9 protein-coding genes and 1 riboswitch are annotated in these 11,489 nt (G+C 36.8%); all 9 genes read left to right on the forward strand.

Annotated elements, in window-relative coordinates; genetic code table 11:
* The first annotated feature begins 11 nt into the window (after positions 1 to 11).
* Positions 12 to 107, forward strand: a riboswitch (SAM riboswitch).
* A 55-nt stretch (positions 108 to 162) separates the two neighbouring features.
* The gene (metK, locus tag BN853_RS03160; protein WP_030004499.1) at positions 163 to 1,314 is read left to right on the forward strand and encodes a methionine adenosyltransferase; all 1,152 of its coding nucleotides are present in this window, start codon (positions 163 to 165) and stop codon (positions 1,312 to 1,314) included.
* Positions 1,315 to 1,334: 20 nt separating this feature from the next.
* Entirely contained in the window at positions 1,335 to 2,171 is an 837-nt protein-coding gene (locus BN853_RS03165; protein ID WP_030004500.1) for a DUF3137 domain-containing protein, read from the forward strand.
* A 12-nt stretch (positions 2,172 to 2,183) separates the two neighbouring features.
* Positions 2,184 to 2,756 (forward strand): LemA family protein, encoded by a 573-nt coding sequence (locus BN853_RS03170; RefSeq protein WP_030004501.1) that lies wholly within the window; start codon positions 2,184 to 2,186, stop codon positions 2,754 to 2,756.
* Between the two features lie 157 nt (positions 2,757 to 2,913).
* Positions 2,914 to 5,403, forward strand: coding sequence for a preprotein translocase subunit SecA (secA, locus tag BN853_RS03175; protein ID WP_030004502.1), 2,490 nt, complete (start codon positions 2,914 to 2,916; stop codon positions 5,401 to 5,403).
* Positions 5,404 to 5,546: 143 nt separating this feature from the next.
* Complete coding sequence (gene prfB, locus BN853_RS03180) at positions 5,547 to 6,638, forward strand: peptide chain release factor 2 (RefSeq protein ID WP_030004503.1); 1,092 nt, start codon at positions 5,547 to 5,549, stop codon at positions 6,636 to 6,638.
* Position 6,639: 1 nt separating this feature from the next.
* The gene (locus BN853_RS03185; RefSeq protein WP_030004504.1) at positions 6,640 to 7,497 is read left to right on the forward strand and encodes a YitT family protein; all 858 of its coding nucleotides are present in this window, start codon (positions 6,640 to 6,642) and stop codon (positions 7,495 to 7,497) included.
* Positions 7,478 to 8,866: a S41 family peptidase gene (locus BN853_RS03190; protein ID WP_030004505.1), complete on the forward strand. Its 1,389-nt coding sequence runs from the start codon at positions 7,478 to 7,480 to the stop codon at positions 8,864 to 8,866. The genes BN853_RS03185 and BN853_RS03190 overlap by 20 nt, the downstream gene beginning before the upstream one ends.
* A complete protein-coding gene (locus BN853_RS03195; RefSeq protein WP_030004506.1) occupies positions 8,856 to 9,614 on the forward strand; it encodes a RecX family transcriptional regulator in 759 nt (252 codons plus the stop codon). Before BN853_RS03190 ends, BN853_RS03195 begins: the two co-directional genes overlap by 11 nt.
* 1 nt (position 9,615) lies before the next feature.
* The gene (glgB, locus tag BN853_RS03200; RefSeq protein ID WP_030004507.1) at positions 9,616 to 11,466 is read left to right on the forward strand and encodes a 1,4-alpha-glucan branching protein GlgB; all 1,851 of its coding nucleotides are present in this window, start codon (positions 9,616 to 9,618) and stop codon (positions 11,464 to 11,466) included.
* Positions 11,467 to 11,489 lie beyond the last annotated feature (23 nt).

Consider the following 11,489-nt stretch of genomic DNA (forward strand, 5'->3'; position numbering starts at 1 on the left):
AAACATAGAATATCTTATTCAGAGCTACGGAGGCTAGTGACCAACGATGTAGCAGCAACCTGCCATGCAAGGTGCTAACGACAAGGGACAATGTCCATCAATGAGAAGAGAAATAAAACTCTTTTCTAAGGGTTTTTATTTTTTATAACGTAGGAGGAACGTATGGAAAGAAAATTATTTACATCAGAATCTGTGACCTCAGGTCATCCAGATAAGATTTGTGATCGCATTTCAGATGCGATATTAGACGCTATTTTAGAAAAAGATAGCAATGCTCGCGTGGCTTGTGAAACAACCGTCACAACCGGACTTGTGTTGGTGGTGGGTGAAATCACAACCGAGACGTACGTTGACATACAAACAATTGTCAGAAACACGGTAAAAAACATCGGTTATGACCGTGGAAAATATGGATTTGACGCGGACAATTTAGCCGTTTTAACGTCAATCAACAGTCAGTCAGAAGACATCGCATTAGGCGTTGATGAAACGGATTCACACGAACAAGGCGCAGGCGATCAAGGCTTAATGTTTGGTTTTGCGTGTGATGAAACAGACAACTTAATGCCTTTACCAATCGAGTTAGCGCATAAGTTAACAAGAAGACTTGATTTTGTTAGACAAGAAAACTTGCTTGATTTCTTAAGACCAGATGGCAAAGCACAAGTGACCATTGAGTACGATGAACAAGACCGCCCACTAAGAATTGATGCGGTTGTCGTCTCATCTCAACACCAAGACTTACCAATTGAAGTGGTAAGAAAAGGCATCAAAGAATTAGTGATCGATGCGGTCTTACCAAGCGAATTAATCGATGAAAATACCAAATATTTCATTAACCCAACCGGTAAGTTCGTGATTGGTGGACCAAAAGGTGATTCAGGGCTGACAGGCAGAAAAATCATCGTTGACACTTATGGTGGTTATGCTCGCCATGGCGGTGGTGCATTCTCAGGAAAAGACCCTTCAAAGGTTGATCGAAGTGCCTCTTACATGGCAAGGTATATTGCAAAAAATATCGTTGCCTCAGGGATTTCTAAAAAAGCCGAAGTTCAACTAGCGTACGCCATTGGGGTAGCCCAACCGGTGAGTGTTAGAGTCGATACATTTAATACCTCTAAGGTAAGTGAAAGCCTCATCGAAAAGGCCGTCAGAAAACACTTTGACTTAACACCAAAAGGCATCATTAACACACTCGATTTAAAACGTCCAATCTACGAACAAACCAGTAATTATGGTCATATGGGAAGAGAAGACATTGATTTACCATGGGAGAAACTAAATAAGATTGATATTTTTAAGGATTTGTTGTAAAATAAACCATAGGTGATGTTATGAGTTTAGATAAAGTATTGCAAGAAAATGAAATTAAGCGTCAAGCGATGTATCAAGAATATCAAAAAAACATAAAATTAGGATTATTACTTATGATTGTATTAGTAGGCTTTTATTTCTTATTTAAAGCCGCATCAATCGCGAGCAACTACCGTAAAAATTTCAAAGACGTTGTGATTAGTGACTTAGTCAAAGATAAGTACCCAGACGGCACGTATAACCACAACGATCGAATTGATCAACGATACATTGATAGCTTAAATTTCTATCAAAGACCTGACAGACACAAAGGTGAAGATTTAATCACAGGCAGTTTTAATGGGGTATCCTTTAAAGCCAGTGACGTCCATATGGAAGAACGAGTTGAAACCAGAGACGCTAAAGGCAATCGACAAGTTTCTTATCAAACCATCTTTAAAGGGCGTTGGTACCACTTTGAATTTGAACGTAGGTTTGAGCACGTCTTACAAGTTAAAGAAGGTCGCTTTTCAGGTGCAGCCTCACGAAATCTTAAGAAATATGAAACTGAAAGTATTCTATTTAATAAGAAGTTTAAAATATTTTCAAGCGATCAAGAATACGTGTTTTATCAATTAACCCCCGTGTTAATTGAAAAGATTCTGGAATTTGAAAAAATGCATCGCGGTTCAATTCAAATGATGTATCATCAAAATTGTTTGGATATTGCAGTCAATGATTCATCAGATTCATTTGAAATCAAGCTAAAAACACCATTAACGAAGGAAAACATTGGTCATATCTTAGGCGACATTGATATGCCAGGAGCCATCATTAATGAGTTTAATTTAGATAGTGAAAAATTTACAAAAAAATAGGAGGTCTTACACATGGGTGAAGGCGTACAAGTTTTACTTATTGTATTAGGAGTTATTGCATTTATTGGGTTAATCATCATTTTTTGGATTATTGGCACATTAAACTCATTTAGACGTTTAGTAATTAAGGTCGATGAAGCAGAATCAGGAATTGATGTGGCATTAACCAAACGTTTTGATTTATTAACAAAGATGGTTTCTGCGACAAAAGGTTATGCGGATCATGAAAGAAAAACATTAGAATCAGTGGTTGCAATGAGACAACCAGCATCTGGTGCTTCAATTGGCGAAAAACAAGCATTTGCTAACCAACTTTCAGAAGGTATGGCAAGATTAAATGTGGTGGTTGAACAATACCCACAATTAAGAGCAAGTGAAAATTTTGCTAAACTTCAAAGCGCTTCGATGGAAGTTGAAGAAAATCTTCAAGCAGCAAGACGCGTTTATAACGCAAATGTTAGCTATTACAACCAAAAAATTGTGGTATTCCCAAGTTCAATTATTGCGAACTGGAAAAACTTCACAAAACGTGATTTCTTTGAAGCAGAAGCTGCAAAAAGACAAGACGTTAATTTTAATTTCTAATCCAACGTTAAGAAGCCATTTTATCCGGCTTCTTTTCATTTTTAGTTAGTCAAAAATTAGGAGACTTAATTTTTGTGAAAATGTGTGTGCGTGTTGTAATCTAAGCGCTTTTATAGTATCATTTAAAGTAGACGAAATATAAAGAGAGTGTGATTATATGTTCAAAAAATGGTTTGATAGTGGCTTTCAAGAATTAAAAAAAGCCAGACCTATCGCAGATAAAATTGATCAACTAGCGGATCAAATGAAACAAATGTCCGATGAGGATTTAAGAAATAAAACAACCGAGTTTAAACAAAGATATCAAAAAGGCGAAACCCTAGAAGATTTAATGGTCGAGGCTTACGCCGTGGTAAGAGAAGCCTCTGTTCGTGTCTTAGGGTTATACCCTTATTATGTACAGCTTTTAGGTGCGATTACCATTCATGGTGGGAATATTGCCGAAATGAAAACAGGGGAAGGTAAAACCTTAACAGCGGTTATGCCAGCCTATTTAAATGCACTCAATGGCATGGGTGTACATATTGTCACAGTCAACGAATACCTTGCATCTCGTGAGGCAAATGGCGAAATTGGTGATTTGTTCCGATTCCTTGGCATGAGCGTTGGTCTTAACATTCGTGCATTAACAAGTGAAGAGAAGAAAGAAGCTTATGCGTGTGACATTCTTTATTCAACCAACAGTGAACTTGGGTTTGACTACCTAAGAGATCACATGGTGTTGTACGAAAAAGATATGGTTCAAAAGCGTGGGCTACAATACGCAATCATCGATGAAGTGGACTCCATTTTAATTGATGAAGCAAGAACGCCTTTGATTATTTCAGGGGGCGCTAAAAACACTCAAAACCTATACCAAGGTGCCGATCGTTTTGCGAAGTACTTATCCGATGAAGATTACCTAATTGACATTGAATCAAAAACGATTGAACTATCTGAATCCGGGATTACCAAAGCAGAAAAAACGTTTAATTTAGATAATCTTTATGATATCGCTAACGTAACGCTTGTGCACCACATCAATAATGCACTTAGAGCAAACTTCATTATGTTTAGAGATAAAGACTACATGGTGGTGGAAAATCAAGTATTGATTATCGACCAATTTACTGGTCGTGTGCTACCAGGTAGACAGTTTTCTGAAGGACTACATCAAGCCTTAGAAGCCAAAGAAAACGTTGAAATTAAAAAAGAAACCATCACGGTTGCTACCATCACCTATCAAAACTTTTTCCGTATGTATAAAAAACTATCCGGGATGACGGGGACAGCGAAAACCGAAGAAGAAGAATTTAGAGAAATCTACAACATGTACGTGGTTGAAGTACCAACCAATCGTCCGGTAATTCGTGAGGACGCACCAGATTATTTATTTGTTACTCTAGAAGAGAAATACAGCGCGTTAATTGATGACGTTGAACGTAGACATAAACTAGGTCAACCAATTCTATTAGGAACAGTAGCGGTAGAGACATCGGAGATACTATCTGATTTACTTAGAAAAAGACGCATTCCTCATGACGTATTAAATGCGAAACAACATGAAAGAGAAGCGGATATCATTCTAAAAGCTGGTTTACAAAGTGCAGTAACGATCGCAACCAACATGGCTGGTCGTGGAACCGACATTAAACTAGGCGAAGGCGTCAAAGAACTTGGCGGATTGGCTGTGATCGGTTCAGAACGTCATGAATCAAGACGTATCGACAATCAGTTAAGAGGACGTAGCGGTCGACAAGGTGACCCTGGGTATTCAAGATTTTATTTATCGGCTGAGGATGAATTGCTCCAACGATTTGGTGGCGAAACATTTAAAAACCGTATTCAAATGATTTCAAATTTAAATAAAGATAAAGACACGAATCAAGTTCAACCACTTGAATCCAAAATGTTCTCAAAATTTGTTAGTAGTGCTCAAAAACGGATTGAAGGTCAAAACTACGATTCCCGTAAATCCGTATTAAAATACGATGACGTACTAAGAAAACAAAGAGAAGTTATGTATCAAGAAAGAACCTTTGTGATTACCTCGGAAGACATCGAGCCGTTTGTGCTTAAAGCAATTGAAAATCATATTGAAGAAGCACTAATGCCATTTATTAAAAATGTCGGTAAAGGCAAATTCGAAATCAACGATCAAGGTATCTTAAATCACTTTAATGGCAATCTATTCCAACCAGGAACGATTGATATTGATAAACTTGAAAGTTTAGACGAAAAAACCATTCCAGAATACTTAAATGAATTAGCACAAAATGAAATTAAATTTAAAAAAGAATCTTTTCCTGAGGAAGTATTTAAAGAGTTCTTAAAAGTAATTTCGTTACGTGTCATTGATACGTACTGGACAAGACACATCGATCAAATGAGTGAACTAAGACAAGCGGTTTCTCTACAATCGTATGGTCAAGGTAACCCACTTCAAACTTATCAACAAGAGGGGTTCCATAAATTTAATGAAATGAAATCTAATATTTCAAGAGACATTGCAAAATACGTCTTACTTGCACAAATACGAGTGAATAACGAACGCGAAGCGGTTGTTAAAAACACCAGTACCAATGAGGGTGGCGAACTTAGAAATAAGAAGCCTAAAGTCAGACAAAATCGTCAGCAACGCAACATGCCAAACTGGAAAAGAAGATAACGAAAATGAAAAGGCCTTAGTTTTAAATAACTAAGCCTTTTTTAAATGTTTTAAAAAGTCGACGTTAAAGAAGAAATTTACACATAAATATGGTAAAATAGTTGTGAATAAATTATGGAGTGAAAGATTAAAAGAGGTGTCTTATGGAACGTTATGAATTGAATAAATACCTTGCCAATTTTAAAATCCGAATTGAGGATTTAGGTAAGGCTTTAAATATTGAAGTATTAAAAAAAGAACATGAAGAAAATCAAAAAATCATGCTAAATGAGCATTTTTGGGACGACGTCAAAGAGGCGCAACGATTAATTGGGATTGCAAACGATCAAAAAGATAAAATTGATACGTATGAATCAGTATTAAGTCATTATGAAACATTAGATGAGTTGGCTGAATTAACCGATGAAGGCAGTGAAGATTATGAGATGCTAACAAAAGAAGTCACCGGTTTAGATAAAGAAATCAAACAGTTCGAACTCTTAATCCTTTTAAATGGGCCATACGATGATTTTACAGCAATCATTGAATTACACCCAGGGGCTGGTGGAACTGAATCACAAGATTGGTGCGAAATGCTTTTTCGTATGTATCAACGCTACGCCACCAGAAAGAACTTTAAGTTTGAAGTACTCGATTATTTGGCTGGCGAAGAAGCGGGCATCAAAAGTGTCACCGCACGAATTAAAGGTAGATACGCGTATGGTTATTTAAAGAGTGAGCATGGGGTTCATCGATTGGTCCGTATTTCACCATTTGACTCAAACGCCAGAAGACATACGTCTTTTGTTTCGGTCGAGGTGATACCAGAAATTGATAAAGAAATTGAACTGGATATTAAGGACGAAGACTTAAAAATCGATGTTTATCGCAGTAGTGGTGCAGGCGGACAATCCGTTAACACAACGGATTCAGCGGTTCGTATCACACACTTACCGACCAATACCGTCGTGACTTGTCAAAATGAACGTAGCCAAATTAAAAACAGAGAAACTGCGATGCAGTTATTAAAGTCAAAATTAGCCGCACTTGAAATTCAAAAACAAATGAATTTATTAAATGATATCAAAGGGGAACAAAAAGACATTGCTTGGGGTTCACAAATCAGAAGCTATGTATTTCATCCCTACCAAATGGTTAAAGATCATCGGACACTAGCCGAAAGTTCACAAACGTCCTTAGTGATGGATGGTGACATTGATCTATTTATTAATGCGTATCTAAAGATGGGAGACTAACATGCGACGTAACTTAGTAATTGAATATTTTCAAATCACACTTGGTGTTATTTTAATGACGCTTGGTTTTTATTATTTCCTACTACCGATGAATTTAGTCATTGGTGGTGTGATGGGCTTGGCAGTCATTTTTCAGAAATTCATAAACCCATCTTATTTTATGTACATTGTCAATATAGGACTTTTGGTTTTTGGTTTATGGTTGCTTGGAAAATCTTTTTTTGTCAAAACCATTTTTGGAACGATTGCCTCACCAACCATCGTTTTAATCTTAGACTTACTTGGTGCCGATCAATTCTTTATCATCAATCAATTTTCGGATTCAAAGATGTTATTAGCATCCATTTCAGGCTCTATTTTGGTTGGGTTTGGTTTAGGGATTGTCTTTCGAAATAACGCGACGACCGGTGGGATTGATGTCTTACAAACGATTTTACATAAAAAGTTTCATTACCCCTACAATGTTGTATTTTATGCAACCGATGGGGCAGTGATTTTACTCGGTTTATTGTATTTTCAAAACGCAGAAAACTTCATCTATGGACTGGCAGCCATCTTCATTACAAGCTATGTCATTAGTAACGTTTCGATTAAAGGTAGAGCCGGACAAACCATGTTTATTATAACGAAAAATCCAGAGTTAATTAGAGATACGATTTACGAACACATCGACCGAGGCGTAACGATTATTGATGCCCAAGGTGGTTATTCTAAAGAAGCTAAGAAAATGTTGGTATGCACAATGAGTCAACGCGAGCTAAATATGATGAGGGAACTCATTGAAATCGTTGATCAAGACGCATTTACATTTATGACTCAAACGAAAGAGGCGGTTGGTCGTGGGTTTTCTAAAGATTAAAAGAGTAATTGGATTGATTTTGACCAGTGCAATATTGGTTTTTTTAAGTGGGTGTCAACTATCCACTTTTTTTGTTGATAAACAAGTTAAGGAAGTTTATGAACTACTTGACGCGTTTTACTATAAACCTTTGGATTTTAAACTAAAGGATGTTTCAGATTTAGAAGATCTATTTAGCAGGTTAGACGAACCTTATACGTACATATATGAGGCCAACACACGAACAATCGAAAAAGAAGAAGCCTACGATGGTCTAGGAATAACCATTTCAGATACCAAGGAAGGCTTATTGGTGAGTTCAATTAACCTAGATGCAACTTTCGAGGAAAAAATCTACGTTTATGATGTGATTACTAAAGTCAATGGTCAAGCGCTAGAAGGGCTTAGTTTTACGGAAAAACAAGCGGTTTTAACTGGAAAATTAGGGGATCAATTCGACCTTGAGATACTTCGTGGTACTGACCTAATAACTATTACGTTAATGATTAAAGAAATACCGATGAAGAGCACAACGTATCGTTACGATGAGAAATCTAAAATTGGCTACATTGACATTAACCGTTTTTCTAATTTGACGGCCACACAATTTACAGAGGCACTTCAAAGCATGGAATCGTTAGGATTAGAGGGGTTAATCATTGATGTGAGAGATAATGGCGGTGGGTATTTGGTTTCAGTGGTTCAAATCATCCAACTTTTCTTAAGTGGCAGTGAACCATTTTTATACATGGTGCGTGCTTATGATAACCGGATTACCGAATATAAACCGTATCAAGCAAACACCTTAAAAGATTACCCAGTCTCTCTTTTGATTAATGAAAACTCGGCAAGTGCATCTGAGGTTTTAGCTCAAGCACTCAATATCGGCATTGATGCGCCATTGATTGGGAATACCACTTATGGCAAAGACGTTTATCAAGTCAGTTATCGATTAAACACATTTACTAACGAAACGTACTTAAATATGACGCAAGGTTACTGGTTAACCAAAAACAATGAAAGCGTCAGTGGTGGCATCAAACCGACAATTGAATATACGAAAGATGACCTTGTCAGTCTTGGGTTTCCTTCGTACCTAGAAACATTTAAGAAAGAAGATAGCTCAGATAATCTCATCGTTTATCAACATTTACTAAATGAATACGATAACACATTAGAAGATATTAACCATTTTTCGACATTTGATGAGTTAACTTATGATAAACTAAAGGTATACCAAGAAGCAAACGGTCTTAGCGCAACAGGTGAACTCGATTTATTGACGATGTTTTCATTAATTGATCTTTATCATCAATATCTTAAAGATCCTGCCAAAGACGAGTTGCTCAATTTAGCTTATTTAGAGATGGGGCGTCTAAATGCAAATTAAATCGATTAAAAAGAAGAAAAACACATACCTTGTTTTAATTGATGAGACTTCATATGAGATAGAAGAATCCGTTCTTTTGGATTTTCGATTAAAGAAAATGATGATTTTAGATGAAAAGATGTTAAATGAAATCATTAAAAAAAACCATAAAGCATTTCTAATCAGGAAAGGGATTGCTTATGTAGCAAAAAACCGCTCCATTAGAGATTTCAAAAAATACTTACGTACACTGACTAACGATGAAAACCTAGTAACCGAAATTACCCTTGATTTCAAAGGTAAGAATTACTTAAACGATTATATCTATGCTGAGAGTTACCTTAGAATCAATCAATCCAAATATGGTAAACACAAGCTACAACAAGGTCTGATTGAAAAAGGCATCACAAAAGAACTGATTGACCAAATGCTACAGTCGTTAACAGAAGACACATTAGAAGAACAACTTAAAAAAGACGCACAAGCCATCAAAAAAGAAACGTATTTAAAAGCAAAACAAACCTTATTAAGACGCTATTTACAAAAAGGGTATGATGAAGTCCGGATATTAAGCTATATTGAAACATACTTGGATCAAAGTCGTTTTGATGAAACAGTATCGATTGAAAAATATTATAAGCAAGCATTAACAAAATATCAAAAACGGTTTGATGGTCATGAACTCAACCAAAAGATTTACCTCTACTTAAGGCAAAAAGGATATCATCCGAGGCATATAAAAGACATTTTAGAGAAAAGAGAGTGGTAATATGTTTAAGTATTCAAGTGAAGACGCGTATTTTTTTTCACAGGGAAAGTTGATTGATGCAAAACGTATTTTTGGATCATTTTTAATCAAGAATACCGAAGGCATTGTAACGGGCACCCGATTTACGGTTTATGCACCAAACGCAACAAAAGTCTCAGTCGTGGGTCAATTCAACAATTGGAGTGAAACCGCACATGAATTATCAAAAATTGATTCATCCGGCGTATTTTCAATCGAAATCCCATGGAATTTAGAATGGGCAACCTATAAATACGTGTTATTTACACCGTCTGGCAAGTTATATAAAACAGACCCATACGCTAATTTTGCGGAAGAAAGACCAAATACAGCCTCAAAAGTCTATGACATTGAAGGCTATCACTGGAACGATCAAGACTGGTTATATCATAAAACAACGGTTTACGATAAACCTTTAGCAATCTATGAATTGCACTTAGGGTCTTGGCGAAAAAAATATGGTCAATTCTATAAATACAACGAAATTGTGGAGCAATTAATCAAGCACATAAAAGAACAAAACTTCACTCACGTTGAACTGATGCCCATCTATGAGCATCCCCTAGATGATTCTTGGGGGTATCAAGGCACGGGATACTACGCAGCTACCTCTCGTTATGGTGTACCTAAAGACTTAATGTATCTGATTGATCGTCTACACCAAGCATCGATTGGTGTGATTATTGACTGGGTACCTGGGCATATTTGTAAAGACGCACACGGACTCTATTATTTTGATGGCACGCCACTTTATGAGTACGAAGATGAGTTTAAAAGAGAAAATGTGGTTTGGGGCACGGCGAATCTGGACTTATCCAAAGGACACACCAGAAGTTTTTTATTGTCAAATGCTTGTTTTTGGATGGACTATTTTCACGTGGATGGCTTTCGAGTAGATGCGGTCTCTAATTTGGTGTACTTCTTAGGTGATTCATCAAACGGAACAAATGAAGGGGCAGTTGACTTTCTAAGACGTCTTTCAGAGACCATCTTTTATAAAGATGACCGTGTGCTTTTGATGGCAGAAGACTCAACGGCATTTGATGGCGTGACAAGACCAGTATCAATGGGTGGCTTAGGTTTTAATTATAAGTGGAACATGGGTTTTATGAATGACGTTCTACGTTACTTTAAAAAAGAACCAATTCATCGAAAATGGCACCATTCGGATATTACGTTTGGGTTAACCTATGCGTTTTCTGAACAATTTGTCTTGCCTTTTTCTCATGATGAAGTCGTGCATGGCAAAGGCACACTACTGACTCGGATGCCAGGGGATTATTGGCAAAAATTTGCTAACTACCGATTATTAATCGGGTTATGGCTAACACACCCAGGTAAGAAACTACTTTTCATGGGCCAAGAATTCGCTCATTTCCAAGAGTGGGGGGTTCATCGTCAATTGGATTGGAATCTATTTGATTTTCCAAGTCATGACAAAGCCAACCTGTTTGTTCGAACAATCCTAGGCTTATACCAAAAAGAAAAAGCCTTGTTTGAACTTGATCATAGTGAAAAAGGATTTAAATGGATTGACTCAACCAATAGTGAGCAATCAATTTTCAGTTTCATCCGCTACGCGAAGGATCTTGATGAACACGTTGTGGTTGTCTTAAATATGACACCAAGTGTGTATCATGACTACCAAATTGGTGTTCCAAGTGAGGGTTTTTACGATGAGTTAATCAATAGTGATCTACCGGCATTTGGAGGCTCAGGTCAGTATAACGGAAGTGAAATAGCAACAATTAAGGAGTCACTCCATAGGTTTTCACAATCCATCAAAATGACGGTTGGACCATTATCTGTTTCGATTTTAAAATATAGAAAGTAACACATAATTGATTTTTACACTGC

The organism is Paracholeplasma brassicae (assembly GCF_000967915.1).
GTDB classification, from domain to species: Bacteria; Bacillota_I; Bacilli_A; order Acholeplasmatales; family UBA5453; genus Paracholeplasma; species Paracholeplasma brassicae.

Excerpts from the sequence above, each read along its gene's own strand:
- glgB (WP_030004507.1), top strand. The coding sequence starts at position 9,616 with ATGTTTAAGTATTCAAGTGAAGACGCGTATTTTTTTTCACAGGGAAAG.
- BN853_RS03170 (WP_030004501.1), top strand. The coding sequence starts at position 2,184 with ATGGGTGAAGGCGTACAAGTTTTACTTATTGTATTAGGAGTTATTGCA.
- metK (WP_030004499.1), top strand. The coding sequence starts at position 163 with ATGGAAAGAAAATTATTTACATCAGAATCTGTGACCTCAGGTCATCCA.
- secA (WP_030004502.1), top strand. The coding sequence starts at position 2,914 with ATGTTCAAAAAATGGTTTGATAGTGGCTTTCAAGAATTAAAAAAAGCC.
- BN853_RS03195 (WP_030004506.1), top strand. The coding sequence starts at position 8,856 with ATGCAAATTAAATCGATTAAAAAGAAGAAAAACACATACCTTGTTTTA.
- BN853_RS03185 (WP_030004504.1), top strand. The coding sequence starts at position 6,640 with ATGCGACGTAACTTAGTAATTGAATATTTTCAAATCACACTTGGTGTT.
- prfB (WP_030004503.1), top strand. The coding sequence starts at position 5,547 with ATGGAACGTTATGAATTGAATAAATACCTTGCCAATTTTAAAATCCGA.
- BN853_RS03165 (WP_030004500.1), top strand. The coding sequence starts at position 1,335 with ATGAGTTTAGATAAAGTATTGCAAGAAAATGAAATTAAGCGTCAAGCG.